Source organism: Calothrix sp. NIES-2098 (assembly GCF_963875125.1).
Taxonomy (GTDB): domain Bacteria; phylum Cyanobacteriota; class Cyanobacteriia; order Cyanobacteriales; family Nostocaceae; genus Aulosira.
Window position 1 is genome coordinate 2,576,437 of sequence record NZ_CAWNKJ010000001.1, and the last position, 18,221, is coordinate 2,594,657.

Sequence of the window (18,221 nt, forward strand, 5' to 3'; positions counted from 1 at the left end):
TTCACAATTAATTGTTAAAGTTCTACAAAGAATAACTCCTTTGGAACACCACAATTTCTCCAAACATTTTAATTACTTAGTTTGGAGATTTAATTATTAATCAATCAGGCTAGAGTATTGAGCGATAGGAGTATTCCTAATGCAGGTTGGTTCATAGGATAAAGGGAAAGGTTTGAGTTCACCCTTTCTCCTTATCCTTTTCCTGAACCACAATAAACATCAAAAGTGCCGTTTACCCTACTAAATAAGCGATCGCTTGTCTTACAACTGTTACTAATTCAATAGGGGGGATCTGCAAAAGCCTCTGCTAAGTAGCAGCGTTACTCATTCTCTGCTTTAGGTTTAATTACGGCATAAATCAAACACACCATCATTAGCCCAGCTATAGATATGATGATGGTGCGTAATACAATTTGTGAAAAAAATAGCTTTTTGTCAGCTACACCTAACCCAAAATTTTATCGATAAGGACTCTGTTCTCTTTCCTCACTCTGCATATAAGAGTGAACAGTTTCCATGATGCGATCGCTGTTGCTAGCTTGAGCTAAAGTTTCATTACCAGCAGATACAACAACAAAACCAAAACCTACCTTAGCGCAGACATCTAAAACTGAATAGCACAGAGTTTCCCAACCAACACTAATCACATGGAAGCCTTCAGCACCGAGAATCCAAACAATCGGATAGCAAATCCACAACACAATTAGGATATTTCGTAGGGTTTGAAATAAACTGTTGATTCTACCGTTTCTTCTCTTAGCACTAGCAGAATATTCAGTTAGAAGAGAGCCTAAGATAGCTAAGAAAGAACCTGTACTAATTAGCCACCAAAGATAGTTATAAGGTGGAGCTTCCACAGCACCGATAAAGCCAGTAACAATCATGAAAATATCTGCACCCATCACGCCTGCAATTAATTTAGGGCGTAATCCGGCGATGACACCCAATTCCATTAATAGCAATGGCGTTGTAACTACCCAGTCTATATAACGTCCCCAGAAAACTGTTTGTCCATTGATTGGCGTTACTGTTTCACCGAGAATCATTGTCAGGTAAAGTGCTGCTGCCCATAGTGTAATGAAAAAGCTTTCGAGAGGAAACTCCATTCCTTCCCTACGTCTCATGGCAGATGCTTTCATGCCAAAATAAATACAGCCGATGACCATGCCAATAAAGCCAACCCACAGCCAAAATTGAGTCATATTATTACCAACGAAAATTTTTTTGTGGCAACTATGTTATTGATAGTTGTGACATTAGTTTATTGAATAACTGTGGTGCTTGCTTCTGACTATTGAGATAAGAAGTATTCATCTCTTAAGCAGCAGAGAAATTTCATAAAAATTTCATTTTTTTGTGCCAGCGTAATTAAAGAAGGCTTTTAGCACTGAGTGGAGTATGCGGCTGATATTAGTTGAGGATGAAGCAGATTTAGGCGCAGCAATCAAAGAAGTCCTATCTCATGAGGCCTATGTAGTTGATTGGTTTCTTGATGGGACTCAGGCGTGGCAATATCTGGAAACTGGATGGACTGAGTACACGCTAGGGATTTTTGATTGGATGCTGCCAGGAATTTCGGGGATAGAGTTGTGTAGATGGTTGCGATCGCGGCAATTAATTCTGCCTGTTTTGATGTTAACGGCAAAAGACCGCATGGAGGAAAAAATTATTGGTCTAGATAGCGGTGCTGATGACTATTTGGTGAAACCATTTGATATGGCAGAACTGCTAGCCAGATTAAGGGCATTACAACGCCGTGCTTCTTATGTAGGCACAACATTTACACCCCAAATTCAACCCCGACGCTTACAAGTAGGTTGTCTAACTCTCAATTACATTACTCATGAACTGACTCGACATTATCCAAATGGGGAGAAGCAATTATTATCTTTAACTGCCAAAGAATTCCAATTATTAGAATATTTCATGCGGCATCCTCACCAAATTATTAGTCGCGACCAAATTATTAATCAACTTTGGGAAATTGGTGCAGAACCATGTAGCAATGTAGTAGCTGCACAAATTCGCTTATTAAGACGTAAATTAGGAGAAGAAGATAGCGAATCTTTGATAGAAACTATCTATGGTGTAGGCTATCGCCTCAACATTCATACCGAAAAACAAGCTGCACTATAAAGTTACATAAATATGGAACACAATCCCATTTTCCACCAGACTCGTTTACGCCTAGCAGCTTGGTACACAATCGTAATGGGTAGTATTTTAGGCTTATCTGGGCTAGGAGTTTATAGTGTAGTTGCCCATGCTTACCAGGAAACTATAGATCGGGGTTTGGAATCAGTAGCAAAGGCAATACATAAAAGTATTGAACCAGCTTGGCAACAACCTAGACATTTAGAAGAACTGGCTAAAGAAGTTTCCTTAAAATTATGTTTAACTCCCACAAACTGTTTGCCGAAAACAACTATTATTAAGCAGCCAATAGCAGAAGAGGCTAATCAAGTTAATTACTATATACGCTTATTAGATCGTTCAGAAAAACTATTTGCCATTGCAGGTATGTCATTTAATAATTTACCGATGGCTGCACCAGTAAAACAATGGCAAATCCTCACAGATTCTTCTGGCGCTAGATACCGTCAAATCACTTTACCTTTATATACTCAAAACCAGCTTTCTGGTTATTTACAAGTAGTACGCAGCCTCAGTGACTTAGACCAACATCTTAATTATTTAAGATTTACTTTAATTTTGGGATTGCCAATTTCCATGATTTTTGTTGGTTTATCAAGTTGGTGGTTGGCAGGGAGAGCAATGCAACCTGTATATCATTCCTATCAACAAATGCAACAATTTACTGCTGATGCTGCCCATGAGTTTCGCACACCTTTAGCTGCCATGTATTCTACTATTGAAGCTGCTATTAAGTTACAGCAAGAACCAAAATCAAATAGTGGAATTTTAGATGTTCTCAAACGTCAAAATCGTCGCCTGTCGCAATTGGTCGGAGATTTATTACTGTTGACTAGGATAGACCAAAAACAACTTACAGGAGAATATAAATCTTGCTGTTTAAATGATTTAATTAGCGACTTAATTGAGGAATTAGCATTTTTAGCTGTAGAGGCTCAAGTAAATCTTTCTCAGCAAGTGATAGTTGGCAAAAAAATTTATGTCATGGGCAATGAAGAACAGCTTTATCGCTTATTTTCTAACTTAATTATGAATGCCATTCAAGCAACACCTAGTGGAGGAAAAGTTACAGTTTTTTTAGAAGCTAGCGAGCATTACGCCATTATCAAAATTCAAGATACAGGAATTGGCATTGCTGTTGAACATCAAGCGCGAATTTTTGATCGCTTCTATCGAGTCGATCGCGATCGCTCTCGCACCTCTGGTGGTTCGGGTTTGGGTTTAGCTATAGCAATAGCGATCGCTATTGCACACAAAGGCAGTATTCATCTTCAAAGTCAACCTGGACTTGGGAGTAAATTTACAGTCCGCCTACCTCTATAGCTAGAAATTTACTTTTTTTAGCACTGAACAAAGCAAAACAAATTTTCTAATAATATATTTTTACATTATTCAGCCAAATTCTGGAATTTTCGTCACTTAATTCATTTGTAATTAACTATAACTTGGGAAAGATGTTTTACCACCAAAAATTTAGTTATGTGTTGTTATCTGGAGATTTTCCGACCTCAGCTAGTTTGACCAACAAGTTAGAAAAGTACTAATTATTTCTGTTATTTACAATTAGTTATTGCTGATGCTACTGACTGGAAATATTCATCAAGTCAGTAGACAAGATTATGAGTAGAAAATTGGTAAAAAGATGAAACAGACACGTGATAGCATTGCTGACATTTGGGGCGATCGTACTCCCTATTATGGTGAGTTTTCAAATTGGCATAGACAGTTAAATTCGGATATTTTACATCTATCTTTTGATATATACAAATTTCATTTAAATTTCATTTTTTTATGAAACGCTGTTGATAGAAGAAAAAACATTTGAACAACTAAAACACCATCACTTATTAAGAGCGATCGCTAAAAATTATGTTTGTGAGGGGAAAAATTCTCTGGTTGAGGCTTTACCGCCAGATGCTGCAACCAAGACGCTTGGCTTTTTTTGAAGCTTGCGCGATTGGTTTGGTGTCTGGGTTGGCAGCAGTTGTATTAGGGCAAGCAGTAGACTGGGCAGGAGCATGGCGAGTTCATATTTCCTACCTTTGGCCTGCCTATTTGGTGTTACCTGCTATTGGCCTAGTAGGCGGAGTCTTAGCTGGTTGGCTAGTAGAGCGCTTTGCACCAGAAGCATCAGGTAGTGGGATGTCGGAAGTGAAGGCGGTACTAGCTCGTGTACCGATGCCGTTGAATCTGCGGATTGCTTTAGTTAAGTTAGTCAGTGCCACTTTAGTGCTTGGTTCGGGAATGCCTCTAGGGAGGGAAGGGCCGACTGTGCAAATTGGGGCGGCTTTAGCCAATCAACTGAGTAATTGGGTGCCAACTTCCCCAGAACATCGTCGTCAACTGATCGCCGCTGGGGCTGGCGCAGGGTTAGCCGCAGCTTTTAATGCGCCGATTGCAGGTGTCTTATTTGTAGTGGAAGAACTACTCCAAGATGTCTCAGGTATTACCCTTGGCACTGCAATTCTGGCTTCTTTTATTGCTTCAGTTATCTCTCGGCTCTATGGCAGTCACAGCCTAGATCTGAACGTTAATTTAGCTGTTACACATACAACATTCTTTGCTCAGGAAATCCCTTTCTACTTGATTTTGGGAGTTCTGGCTGGGTTACTAGGAATTCTATTTAATAAAAGTGTGATTGCGAGTTTGGCAGTTAACCGCCGCTTGCTACGCCTAAGTTTACCCTGGCGAATTGGAATTGTTGGGTTAATTACTGGTATTGTTATCGCGCTTTTACCTGTAGCTTTTCGCAATCATGCTGGGTTGAGAGATATGTTACTTACAGGTAGTAGTGATTCATTGTTGGCTGCGATCGCTTTTATTGTTCAATTTAGCCTAATTATTTTAACTTACGGTTCTGGAGCACCAGGAGGGTTACTAGTTCCCACCTTAGTCTTAGGTGCTGCCCTTGGCTACCTAGTAGGTGCTATGCAAGAGAGCTTGCTAGCAATGAGTGCAGCCACAACCTACGCCCATGTGGGTATGGCTGCATTTTTTAGTGCTGTCTCTAAGGTACCAATTACTGCTGTTGTCATTGTGTTTGAGATGACCACAGATTTTAATTTGGTGCTACCGTTAATGATTGTGTCTGTAGTTGCTTATTTAGTTGCAGAAAAGATAGATTATAGGTCGCTTTACGATCTGCTACTCGAATGGAAGGGCATTCATATTAAAAAAGAACCCGTTGCCGAGGGACTTTTAGCCCAGTTAACTGCCGCAGATGTGATGCAGCGCCGTGTCGAAACTCTCTCTAGCAAAATGAGTATTGATGAAGCAGTACAGGCATTTTCCCATTCTCATCATCGCAATTTCCCAGTTGTCGAGAATGGCAAACTAGTTGGACTTGTTACTCAAAAAGATGTAGTAAATACTAACTCACAGCAGTTAGCTCGCGATACACCGATCGATCGAATTATGACACCAGAGCCAGTTACAGTCAGCCCCACGGCTACCCTGGCTTATGTTTTACATCTACTTAACCGTTATAACTTGAGCTGTTTACCTGTTACAGAAGGTCGCAAACTTGTAGGAATTATTACACGTACTGATATTATTCGTGTTGAAGCCGAGCGACTCAATGGCAATGTAGACAAAATGGAGCCAACGAAGACATTAGAACCTTCTTATGTAATTTACCAAACTCGCGCTCCGGCTATTAGAAAAGGCAGGTTGTTAGTGCCATTGTCCCATCCACAGACAGCCGAGACCTTACTAGAAATGGCAGCAGCGATTGCTAAACAGAAGAATTACGAAATCGAATGTCTGCAAGTAATTATAGTTCCACGCGATCGCACTCCCTCTGAAACACCAGTGAACACCCACAAAAGTCATCGTCTGTTGCAACAGGCTGTACAGTTAGGAGAAGATTGGCGAATTCCTGTGCATACACAGATTCGAGTTGCCCATGATGTTGCAGGGGCAATATTAGAGACTGTTAAAGAGCGACATATAGATTTAGTACTCATGGGTTGGAAAGGCAATACTTCAACTCCAGGTAGAGTTTTCAGCCGAGTTGTTGATACCGTCATTCGCCAGGCTGCTTGTGATGTTGTCTTAGTTAAATTAAATGACCATAAAGGTTTTGAGCGTTGGTTGCTACCAATGGCAGGTGGCCCCAACTCTAGCCAAGCAATTCAGCTATTACCTGCGCTGACTTCCCTAAGTTCATCACCTGCGATTAAGCTATATCAGGTTTTCAAACCTACTGAATCTCAACCTGATACCACATTGCTCGACAACTGTGTTCGCTTTCTTCAGCCGAGAGTTAATGGTCAGATAACTGCTACACCAGTCTGTGCTAGTTCGGTTCCTGAGGCTGTCATTGATTGCGCCCAACAAGACCATAGTGATGTGATTATCCTGGGTGCTAGTCGTGAAAGTCTTCTCAAGCAGGCGATTAATGGCAATATTCCTGAAAATATTTCTCGTAGAAGTAATTGCACAGTTATTTTGGTACGCAGTGCCACCGCATAAATGCTTGGTAGGATTCCCCGTTTTTAACGCCGTAGCAGCTAGTCTTCAAATATGGGTAGAGAAGTGCGATCGCTCTTTTTGCGGCAATGTACAAAGTCCTGTATTTAGATTTGCACTTTTGTGCATAGATTAAAACTTGCTCTCCAGTTAGAATCAGCACATACCTCAATATTTATATTCCTACAATAAAAAATTTCATCTTACTTAACACAGGGAGAATATTATGACAGTACTAAGCTTAGAAACATATCAAATTTATGGGCATCTACCAGTAGATAAAAAGTTAAATATTCTGATTGTCGATGACCATGAATTAATTTTGACCGGAACTTTTGATGTCTTAAGTAGAAACTATCCCGAAGCGAATATACAGAAGGTTCAGACAGCCCAACAGCTACTGACTCTACTTCCATGTCCTCATCAGTTTGACCTGATTGTGATGGATTTGTCGATTCCTAATCAGCAAGGGGAGACGGCAGAAATTGATACGGGAATTAAACTGTTGCAAACTTTACTCAAAGAATATCCTGTTTGCAATTTCGTCGTGCAAACAAGTTATGTCAAGGCGTTAATTCGGATTAAACACGAAATTGATAATCATCAAGCTGGGTTTGCGATCGCAGACAAAGGATTGCCTGAAGCGGAAATGCTCATACGAGTTAATTTAGCACTTCAGGGTGGCACTCATACCAAAGACATCAAAACTGGTATCGAACTCAAACCCGAATGGTTAGAGGTGTTGCGGTTGGCTTTTGAAGAGAGTTTGACAGATAAAGCGATCGCCGAGCGAATGTATAAATCAGAACGAGCAATACGCGCTTACTGGACGAAAATTCAGGATGTGTTGGGGGTATATCCAGAAGACTGCAAACAAAGCGGTAAAAATATGCGCATCCAAACCGAAATTCGTTCTCGTGAAGAAGGTTTAATTGATTAATATGCAGGATGGTTAAACCGAAAACGAGATGCAAAGGAGAATCTGGAATCTCATTCGCCAAGAACTGGGTTTGTGGTCGCAAGCTGCACCGCCTGGAATAATGGTGCTGGTTGTGGTGATATTGATACGTATAGCTGGAGGAATGCAATCTTTAGAATGGATTTTCCTTGATACGATGTTATGTCTGCGTCCAGTAGAAAAACTCGATGAACGTGTCGTAATTGTGGGTATCGACGAAAAGGATATTCAATCGGTTGGACAATACCCCGTTCCAGATGAAAAAATTGCACAGTTACTTACTAAGCTAGAAACCTATCAACCGTTAGCAATTGGATTAGATATATTTAAAAACGTTCCTGTCGAACCAGGTGGCGAACAACTCACACAAGTATTACAGAAAAATCAGAATATTATTGGTATTGAAAAAATATTACCACCTGGAGAAATTGCACCACCCCGAAGTTTGCTACCCCAAAAAGTTGGATTTGTTGATTTACCGAATGATGAGGATAGCAAAAATCGACGCTATTTGTTGTATACGCCGAATCCGCAAAATGTCAACGAAGATAAATATTCTCTAGCGCTACGGTTAATTAATAACTACTTGCAAAACCAGGCAATAAATATCAGTACAGGTAAAAATGACCCGAATACAATTATGTTCGATCGGGTTGAATTACCCCGCATCACCAAAAATTTTGGTGGATACGTTAATGTTGATGATGGCGGATTGTCAATCTTGATGAACTTCCGCAACAATTCCCAGCCTTTTTATGTTGTATCGCTACTCGATATTATCAATGATAAAGTTGATGGGAAATTGTTGCGCGATCGCATTGTGTTAGTTGGCAATCGTAATATGAGCGTAGGTGATTTTTTTTATACATCTGCGTTGCCAAGCTTAAAATTAAGCGGTCAAATTTATGGCATTGATTATCACGCTCATGTCATTAGTCAAGTCCTTAGTACTGTAATCGATGGTCGCCCCATGCTATACAGTTGGGGAGATATGGGAGAGTACGCCTGGATATTCATTTGTGGTTTGTTACCAATTGCGATTGGCAGACTGACTCAATCTGTGTGGAAAAATCTACTGAGTGTTGCTGTAGCCGGATTTTGTCTGTTTAGCTGCGGGTATGTGATGTTGTGGTTGTGGGGGATATGGATTCCTGTAGCACCTAACTTGCTGATATTAGCTGTAAATGGTCTGGGTTTAAGTGCTTTTGCATTTTACCGACACGATCGATTCTTGCGATCGCAAATTAAGGAACGCCAGAACACAATTCAACACACTTTTACTATCATTCATAATGGCCCCTTACAAACTCTAGCTTATGGATTACAACATCTGCGTGCTCAAGATATCCCTTACGAACAATTAGTTGAACAATTTGAAAAGCTGGATCGAGAAATTCGAGAAATTGGCGATTTTCTCAAACTCGAAGCATTAACTAAAGAAGAGAGTTTGCGTTTAGGTAGTGGATTAATCCTCGAATTAAAGCGACCATTGCACGATTTATTATATGAAGTTTATTCTACTACTTTAGAACGCCCAAATTTTGAAAATTTTAAAACCTTAAAAGTTAAAGTTCGTAATTTTGAACCGATTGATGAGAAGTATTTAAGTTGGGAAGATAAACGAGAAATATGTCTATTTTTGGAAGAAGCTTTATGTAATGTTGGTAAACACGCCAAAGGAGTTAAGCGCGTTCAAGCATCGGGTATTTATAGTGAAAATCAATACAAGTTGTCTGTCAAAGATAACGGTTTAGGAATTAAATCAAAGCTAGAAAATAAAGGCACAAAAAACTCTAAAACGCTAGCCAAACAATTGGGAGGAGAGTTTCGGAGGGAATCGCTTTTTCCTCGCGGCACTATCTGCGAACTGAGTTGGACACCTATGAAAAAATTTTAAATTTCAGATTTTTCCAGCAGACTAAGGGTGTTAGCTGTTAGATAAAATACAAATACAGCAATCGTAAATGATTTGTGAAAGATTGCATAAAAGTTCGTTGACTGTTGACTATCAACGGTTAACAGTTAACAGCTACAATAGATATTTTTCACAACTGATTCACATTTGGAAAAAAATGTGACATATGGGTAGGGGCACAGAATTTCTGTACCCTTACTCTATATTGCATTCCAACGAGAATCGCTATATTTCAATCAAAGATTAGATTTAATTATAATTTTTTTTCCGAAAAACGTAAAACTCTAGATGTTGTAAGTAACTAGCTATGATTTTTGTTTTTCGCGGATTTTGGCGCGTTTGCCCCGTGAGATAACTATACAACCAACAACAGTACTATGAGACATCAACATATTACATTTTGGCGAAATAGCCGCAGATTTACCAGCTTAGTTGTGGGATTGCTTTTGTTGATGACTGCGTTTCCTGTATCTGCGCAGTTTCAGCCACGCGATCGCAAACCCGCTAGCGGAAATAGCCGTGCAGGTGGTTCGCGAGGATGTTCAAGTAATGGTATTTCCATGACGCAGCTTGCACCTGTGACATTTATCGGTAAAACTGCTTCTACACGTCCAATCTTAGTTTGGTATATGTCAAGTTCCCAAAATGTGCGATTCCGACTGTTTGAATTGGATGGTGCAAAAAGTGTCAAACAAATCGGGAAATTTCAAGAAATACCCACAATAGTTGGAATTAATCAGCTAAAACTTCCTCTTAATTATCCCGAACTAACAGTAGGTAAAACATATTTATGGCAAATAGCAATAGACTGCAACAACGACACAATAATTAACCATGCAGAATTTACCGTCATCAACCCTCAATCACTTCCTCAGAAGCGCTTTGCTACCATTCCAGACAGTGTAAATTATTATGCTCAAAATGAGCTTTGGTATGAAGCACTAGGAGAAGCATTGAAAGCCACAGATACTGGTAAATTGGGTCAAATTGGAGCAACTTTAATTAACGAACTCGCACAGTCAGAAATACCAACAGGTAGCGACATAGATATCAAAAAAATTCAGCAGCGAATTGACGATCTCCAGAAGATTGCCAGCGAAAAAATCTAAGTTGTTATGCAAATAAACTGGTATATTTCGCGTTAAGATTGTCAAAATTCTAGGGTCAAAGCCAATTACCGATCGCAATCATTGGTGCCCAATATGCAGGATGATCGTATAAGGGATTCAAATTTTCAGATGACGGTAATTTTTTAGCATTAATCATTCTAATTTGGGCTGTTTGCAATGCTTGAGCAATACTCACACTAGTGTTGCGATATTTTGTGTAAAATGTTTTGACTAGTTCGGATGTCGATTCATCGGTGACACTCCATAAAGATGCGATCGCACTTTTAACCCCAACTTGCAATGCAACTCCAGCTAATCCTAGTGTGGCACGGTCGTCGCCAACTGCGGTTTCACAGGCAGTCAATGTCAGAAGTTCGATATTATCGGATTTGGTTTTGAGGTTTCGCAGAGATGTTTCTAATTGGCTGATGGTTAGTTTTTGGTTTTTGCCTGTGACAATGAAGGTGTCTTCCGGAATGATGCCAAATTGAGCGTGACTAGCTATGTGGATAATCGAATATGGGGTTTTCTCAAGTTGTTGCTGAAAATTCTTAGAGGTAAAGTTATCGTCAATCAGGGGGGTACAATTGGGGAATATACTTTCAACTGCACTAACTTCATTGGGAACAGCAAAAAGCGGATTGAAAGTCTTACTGTCGATTGTAGCCTTTTGCGTTAAACCTAAAATTAATGCCTTTTGTATACTGCGATCGCGTAGTGTTGGCTTGGTAAGTCGTAAACTGGGAGTTGTAGCAACTGCGTAGGTTTCGACTAAATATTTCTTTTGTTGACTGTCATAAAGTGCTGCCATTGGCACGCTACGCAAGAACCCATCTTGAATAAATACTAGGGTTTTGATTTTCTGTGATTTGATGTCATCAGCAAAAGGGCGAATTATCCAATCATAAAGCTGTGCCGCAATTGTCGTGTCGTAGTTAATTTCTTCCTTGCTAATTAGTCCCTTGCGAAATTCAGCAATTTTTTTCTCTAAAGTGTCGCTGCTAACTATTTTAGTTGTACCTTGTTGATTGGGGTCTTCAATCCACTTAAATTTGGTTGCTCGATCGGGTAACTGCAATAATATCCCAGTTTTATTATTTAAAATAATTGAACTCAAAAATGCACTATTCTTAAACGCGACACTATTCTCTTCGAGGAGTTCGCCTACTAATTTAGGATTCAACCCACTCAAAATGCAATCATTGCCAAAATAATTCTGTAATTCTGCAAGTTTTAGGGCATCGATAGTGTTAACTACTTTTGATAGTTCCTTGGCACGTCCTTCGTCTGTAATTGCTCCCACTCCTAACAACTCTAGCCGCGACTGTGCCAATGTTCGATACAATGGTCTGACGACATCGCGGAAGTCAAACTGTACATCCCGTTCAGCAGTCAAAATATCCTGACGAATATCTTCTAAAGTATCAAATGCTCGCTGATAGGATGCGATCGCTTCTTGTTTTTGATTCTGTGCATCTAAAATGCGTCCTGCTTGCCACTCCCACAAATACAAGCTATCTTTTGCACTCAACTTGCTGTCTGCGGCAATAATTGCAGCTTGGGTATACTTTAATGCCTTATTATTATCTCTGCGGCATTCCCAGAAATGTCCTAAAGCACCATTAGAATAGGAAATTAGGCGATTATCTTGGATTTTTTTACTTGTTAATATTGAATTTTCTAACAAATTCAATGCTTCATTTTCACTAGATAAAATCAGATGAGTTGGACAGTCGGTAAAAAGTGAAGTTCCTTTATTATTGCGCTGCAAGTATGCTAAATCAATTTCTCCATAGACTTTTGTTGCTGAATCGGGCAAACTTTCGAGAACTTTTAAAGCATCTTGAAGAGTTTTGTTAAACTCCTCATCATTAATAAATTTATTCTTATTTGTCTGGGAAGCCAACTGAATTAAATTTAATAATCCCCGCATCTCGGCTACAGCTTGCTTTTGATTGCGGGCGAATTTTATACTATCCTGAAAATATTGGTAAGCTCTTTTATAGTCATCTAGAGATTTTTGCGTCAATTCTTGTTCTTTACTAGAAATACCAGCCTTCTTTGCAGAATCAGCTTGTAACTCTCGCAATTGACCGCGACTTTTGTAAGCATTACCCAAACTATTGAACACCAAAAATTGATATTCTGGAGTAACTTGTTGCGCTGCGTCTAAATATTTAATTGCTTGGTCATAACTACCGACTAAGCGATAAGCTTCACCAAGAATCCCTAAAGCTGCAACCTGTCCGCGTTTGTCATTATATTTGATAGCAATTTGTGCAGCACTGTCTGAAGTGCATTCTATGTTCTGGTTGACTGGATATTTCGATTTATCTACCAGTTGACCGCACAACAGCGCGATCGCTTTGCGAGGTTGTCCTAAATCGCTGTAAACTTGTGCTAATTCTGACTTCATGCGTCCAACTTGCTGGATATTTTCCACCACACCATAGTCACGAATTGCTGCTTCTAGAGATGCGATCGCATCTTTATTTTCTCCTATTTGTTGGTAAGCACGCGCCAAATTTTCATTCACAACCGCCGTAGCTGACGGGTTATTTTTATACTGATTTAGTGCCTCTTGCCAATTCTGTATAGCATTGAAAAAATTGCCGGAATTATACTCTTTAATTCCTTGTTTAATCACTACATTTGTATTTGGAGATTGTGCAGATACGACTTGTCCAAACAATAAACAAATTATAAGAGTTAGCAAAAAAAATAATTTAGTAAATCGATGAAAATTTAGTTTTTGGTATTGCTGAGTAAAGCAATAAATTATTCGTTGGCAAAGGTTTCCCAGTTTCAACAATATATGGGTCTGTTGCGGTGCAGAAAGTAATAATTTGCAATATTTATTTTTAATTTGAATGTTGAAAATGCGATCACAACAGTTATTCTTATTCATATATGCAAAATCAAGCTATCTGCTGATATTTCTTGAATGATAGTCTAAATCAGACGGAGCGCAACCAAGAAAAAACATTGACATCAGAAATATCAAGGATTTTAATTTTATCCCAGGTAATTTATCTATGCATCGATTACATCAGCCAGAAAAACTCAGTCTTAAAAGTATTTTTTATCTACACTTAATATCCGCTACATTCATCTTTGCTTCACCAGTTCAAGGACAAATCACACCCGATAACACTCTCGGTGCAGAAGCTTCTCGACTCAATCAAAATCAGATAATTAATGGCGTACTGAGTGACACAATTGACGGTGGTGTAAGACGAGACATCAATCTTTTTCATAGTTTCAGCGAGTTTAATATCCAAGATGGGCAACGTGTGTATTTTGCCAACCCCACTGGGGTAGAAAATATATTGACGCGGGTAACAGGTGGAAATGGGTCAAGTATTTTCGGGACATTGGGTGTAAATGGTACAGCAAATTTGTTGTTGATTAATCCCAATGGAATTGTATTTGGGCAGAATGCTTCTTTAGATGTGCAAGGAAGTTTTGTCGGGACAACAGCTAATGGAGTGCAGTTTGGAAATCAACAATTGTTTAGTGCAACAAATCCTCAAGCGCCTTCATTACTGATGGTGAGTGTGCCTGTAGGGTTGCAGTATGGCAACCATCCGGGGGCGATTCAAGTCCAGGGAGCGAGTTTACAGGTTCCTAATGGTCAGACTTTAACCTTGGTGGGTGGGACTGTAAATATTGATGGTGGGCAGTTACTAGCACCCGGAGGACAAGTTGAATTAGGAGGTGTTTCAGCATCAGGAACCGTTGGTTTGAATAACGATGGTAGTTTGAGTTTTCCTGTTAATGTGGCAAGAGATGATGTGGCGATCAAGAATGATGCGTTTGTAGATGTTAGTTCTGGTGGCGGCGGCAGTATTGCCATTACTGCACGCAACTTCACGGGAACAGGAGCAGGAACAGGTCTTCGTGCAGGTATTGCAACAGACTCAGGATCTGTGGATGCTCAAGCGGGAGACATTGACCTCAACACCACAGAAGCTATTAACCTGGATGCGAGCACTGTTGAAAATATAGTTGGCGGTAGAGGTAAAGGCAATGCAGGGAATATTAACATCACTGCAAACAATGTCTCCCTCACCAATGGGGCATACTTTGACACAACTATATATGGTCAAGGCAATGCCGGAAATATCACTATTACAGCGAGAGACGCAGTGTCCTTTGACGGAGCAGGCGATTTTGGTAGTGGTGCTTATAGCTGGGTGAATACTGGAGCAATGGGTCAGGGTGGTGACATTACTATCACTTCAGGCTCTCTCTCCCTCACTAATGGAGCACGGGTGAGTACAGATATGCGTGGACAAGGAGATGGAGGTGACATTAGTATCACTTCAGGCTCTCTCTCCCTCACCAATGGCGCATACTTTGACACAACTACATATGGTCAAGGCAAGCAACCTGTAGTATTGGGTAGATGAGCCGTTCTTATGTGTGAGTGCAGCTCATAGGCTGGTGGCAAGTCACTATTCAGTTATAATCGCAAAATTATTGAATGCCAATGCTATTCAAAATTGCTGAAATAGTGATAAATAGCTGGTTAATAGTATCTTGTATTCAAAAAATCACCAGTTTTTGGCTGGAAATTTACTCTAGAAACTGAAGGTAAAGCCTGGCAAGATTTTAATTGCGATCGCTTGTCACAAGTGTGTAAACCATCGCCATTACTTAATACACAGAACATACGACTTCAGGCTCTCTCTCCCTCACCAATGGGGCATACTTTGACACAACTATATATGGTCAAGGTAAGCAACCTGTAGTATTGGGTAGATGAGCCGTTCTTATGTGTGAGTGCAGCTCATAGGCTGGTGGCAAGTCACTATTCAGTTATAATCGCAAAATTATTGAATGCCAATGCTATTCAAAATTGCTGAAATAGTGATAAATAGCTGGTTAATAGTATCTTGTATTCAAAAAATCACCAGTTTTTGGCTGGAAATTTACTCTAGAAACTGAAGGTAAAGCCTGGCAAGATTTTAATTGCGATCGCTTGTCACAAGTGTGTAAACCATCGCCATTACTTAATACACAGAACATACGGCTTCAGGCTCTCTCTCCCTCACTAATGGAGCATGGATGAGTACAGATATGCGTGGACAAGGAGATGGAGGTGACTTGTTCATCAAAGCCACTGAATTAGTAGAAGTTCTAGGCACAGAAGAGCCTGGAACATATAGTAGTATGGGTGCTGATGTCTCCTTCGGAGGCATAGGGAATCCCGGAAATTTAACCATCGAGACGAAAAAGTTGGTGATTATAAGCTCCCAAGTAGGAACTGCGACGAATGGCAAAGGAAATGCAGGTAATGTCACCGTTAAAGCTTCTGAGTCTGTAGAAATCTACGGCAAAATCTCTTCAACCAATTCAGACCCAACAAAACCACTAATTATAAATCCTGCCGGCTTGTTTGCTCAAGTCAATACCCAAGGAGAAGGTAACGGGGGAAACCTCAAGGTCGAAACCCCAAGCTTAAGTATTGGTGATGGCGGGAAAATCCAAGTCGCTGTCTTCGGTAAAGGTGATGCAGGCAATTTAAAAATTCGCGCTGCTGATATCGACATCTATGATACACCAGGTAAAGCAGACTTCTTTCAGGGGGGTATATTTGCTGGCTTTCAAGTAGATAACGATGAAAGTACAAAGCCACCCCAAGGGGATTTTGGGGGAATTATCACCATAGAAACTGACAGATTACGTGTCAGAAATGGAGGTGCAGTCACAGTATTGACTGAAGGTGAAGGTAATGCAGGTAGATTGCAAATCAATGCTAAGGATTATATAGAAGTCTACGGAAAAGTTACTACCGCAACAACAAACAGTATATTCACTAGTAAAATCAGTGGAGAAGCCACAAAAGATAGTACAGGGAACGGTGGTACTGTAATACTTAATACTGACAAATTAATTGTCAGGGACAGTGGTAACATTTCTGCCAGTACCTCCAGCATTGGAAAAGCCGGAGATATTTTACTCAACACTAATACCTTAACTGTTGCCAGTGGTGGAGAAATTTTAGCCTTCACCGAAGGCAGTGGCAATGGCGGTACAATTACCGTGAATGCAGCCAAGGAAATAAACCTCGGCATCGGTGTCCAAGATTTTGTCCCTGTCCTATCTGTGGAAACCAGCGGTGCAGGCAAAGCCGGAGATATTTTCGTTACCACACCAATTTTAACTTTATCAGATACTGCCCGGATTACTGCCACTGCTACCGCCACCGCCACGAATAGCTCAGGTGGTGGCAGTATTAGCCTTAACGCCTCCAAGATGAACTTAGCGGGAATTGTGGGTGTATTTGCGGAAACCCAAGGAGAATCACCCGCAGGCACATTAAGGTTACAATCAGATAATAATAAATCCACCTTAGACTTGACCTTAGCACCAGGGTCAAAGATTTCCGCTTCTACTTCTGGCAGTGCTAATGGTGGTGATTTACTCGTAAGTGCCCCCCAAGCCATTAACATTAGTGGACAAGGGAAACTGGCTGTAGAAACCACAGATACAGGGAATGCAGGTAATATTGAGATTAGCACCCAAAAACTAACCCTCAGCGATGGGGTTCAAATCTCTGCTTCTACCTCCAGTAGTGGAAAAGCCGGAAACATTAACTTGAATGTCGGTGAAAATATTACCATAACAGGTAGCGGCACCGGACTCTTTGCTAGCACCAGTGAAAATTCCACTGGCAAAGGTGGTAGTATAATCATCGACCCCAGAATTATGAAGATTCGAGATGGGGCAACTATTTCTACCAACAGTCAGGGAGAAGGAATTGGTGGCGATATCAAACTTACCGCAGGCTCCCTCACTCTGGATAATGGTAAAATTTCCGCCGAAACCCGCAGTAGTAAAGGTGGGAATATTACCCTAAATGTGCAAGATTTACTATTACTACGTAACGGCAGTCAAATCTCCACCACTGCTGGAACTGCCTTTGCTGGTGGTGATGGCGGCAACATCAACTTTGATGGCAAGTTCATCGTGGCGATTCCCAACGAAAATAGCGACATTAGCGCTGATGCCTTCGCTGGAAATGGTGGCAACATTCAAATCAACGCCCAAGGTATCTTCGGTATCGAGTCCCGTGCAAAACCAACCGATAAAAGTGATATTACTGCCAGTTCCGAACAAGGCATTTCCGGTGCAATAAATCTCAATCAACCGGATAACAGTTCCCTTCAAAACAGCTTCAGCCAATTATCACCAAACGTCATTGACACCAACGCACTGATTGCTAATAGTTGCATTGCACGCGGCAGTAAAAAACAAGAAAACTCTTTTACCATCACAGGTTCTGGTGCTTTACGTAATAGTCCAGGCGATGTCTTAATTTCTACGTATTCAACTGGTGATGTGCGTAATGTTGAACCAACATCGCAGACTTGGAAAAAAGGCGATCCCATCATTGAACCACAAGGATTATATCGATTATCTGATGGGCAATTACTGTTAAGTCGAACTTGTAGTTAAAGGACAATTATTTTCAAAGATTCCTCAAAAATAGAGTTAGAAAAAACCCTGTTCTCAACTTTTAATGATGTGGGTGAAGGAATTTGATGGATCGCGCGATCGCTTAGTAGCAAAGTGGTTTAATAAAGCATAAATAAAGTTAACAAAAAAA

10 protein-coding genes are annotated in these 18,221 nt (G+C 40.3%); 8 read left to right on the top strand and 2 right to left on the bottom strand.

Annotation, left to right across the window (positions count from 1 at the left end; translation table 11 throughout):
• Positions 1-458 precede the first annotated feature (458 nt).
• Positions 459-1,202, bottom strand: coding sequence for a bacteriorhodopsin (locus tag AACU33_RS10855; protein WP_096588514.1), 744 nt, complete (start codon positions 1,200-1,202; stop codon positions 459-461).
• A 196-nt stretch (positions 1,203-1,398) separates the two neighbouring features.
• Here AACU33_RS10855 and rppA point away from each other — a divergent pair, with 196 nt between their 5' ends.
• The 6 genes from rppA to AACU33_RS10885 all read left to right on the top strand — a co-directional run bounded on the left by rppA (position 1,399) and on the right by AACU33_RS10885 (position 10,606).
• A complete protein-coding gene (gene rppA, locus AACU33_RS10860) occupies positions 1,399-2,136 on the top strand; it encodes a two-component system response regulator RppA (protein WP_096579665.1) in 738 nt (245 codons plus the stop codon).
• 12 nt (positions 2,137-2,148) lie between these two features.
• Positions 2,149-3,477: a two-component system sensor histidine kinase RppB gene (gene rppB / locus AACU33_RS10865; RefSeq protein ID WP_096588515.1), complete on the top strand. Its 1,329-nt coding sequence runs from the start codon at positions 2,149-2,151 to the stop codon at positions 3,475-3,477.
• A 546-nt stretch (positions 3,478-4,023) separates the two neighbouring features.
• Positions 4,024-6,627 carry a chloride channel protein gene (locus AACU33_RS10870; protein ID WP_096588516.1) on the top strand — a complete coding sequence of 868 codons (2,604 nt, stop codon included), beginning with the start codon at positions 4,024-4,026 and terminating at the stop codon, positions 6,625-6,627.
• A gap of 223 nt (positions 6,628-6,850) precedes the next feature.
• Positions 6,851-7,564, top strand: a complete 714-nt coding sequence (locus AACU33_RS10875) for a response regulator transcription factor (protein ID WP_096588517.1) — start codon at positions 6,851-6,853, stop codon at positions 7,562-7,564.
• A 28-nt stretch (positions 7,565-7,592) separates the two neighbouring features.
• A complete protein-coding gene (locus AACU33_RS10880) occupies positions 7,593-9,479 on the top strand; it encodes a sensor histidine kinase (protein WP_096588518.1) in 1,887 nt (628 codons plus the stop codon).
• 395 nt (positions 9,480-9,874) lie between these two features.
• On the top strand, positions 9,875-10,606 hold the full coding sequence (locus AACU33_RS10885) for a DUF928 domain-containing protein (RefSeq protein WP_339375917.1): 732 nt from the start codon (positions 9,875-9,877) through the stop codon (positions 10,604-10,606).
• Positions 10,607-10,661: 55 nt separating this feature from the next.
• Here AACU33_RS10885 and AACU33_RS10890 read toward each other — a convergent pair whose 3' ends face one another.
• Complete coding sequence (locus AACU33_RS10890) at positions 10,662-13,253, bottom strand: CHAT domain-containing protein (protein ID WP_339375918.1); 2,592 nt, start codon at positions 13,251-13,253, stop codon at positions 10,662-10,664.
• A 388-nt stretch (positions 13,254-13,641) separates the two neighbouring features.
• On the opposite strand from AACU33_RS10890, the gene AACU33_RS10895 reads away from it, so the two are divergent.
• Together AACU33_RS10895 and AACU33_RS10900 are read left to right on the top strand one after the other, a co-directional pair.
• The gene (locus AACU33_RS10895; RefSeq protein WP_096588520.1) at positions 13,642-15,018 is read left to right on the top strand and encodes a filamentous hemagglutinin N-terminal domain-containing protein; all 1,377 of its coding nucleotides are present in this window, start codon (positions 13,642-13,644) and stop codon (positions 15,016-15,018) included.
• Between the two features lie 658 nt (positions 15,019-15,676).
• Positions 15,677-18,070 (top strand): beta strand repeat-containing protein, encoded by a 2,394-nt coding sequence (locus AACU33_RS10900; protein ID WP_096588521.1) that lies wholly within the window; start codon positions 15,677-15,679, stop codon positions 18,068-18,070.
• Positions 18,071-18,221 lie beyond the last annotated feature (151 nt).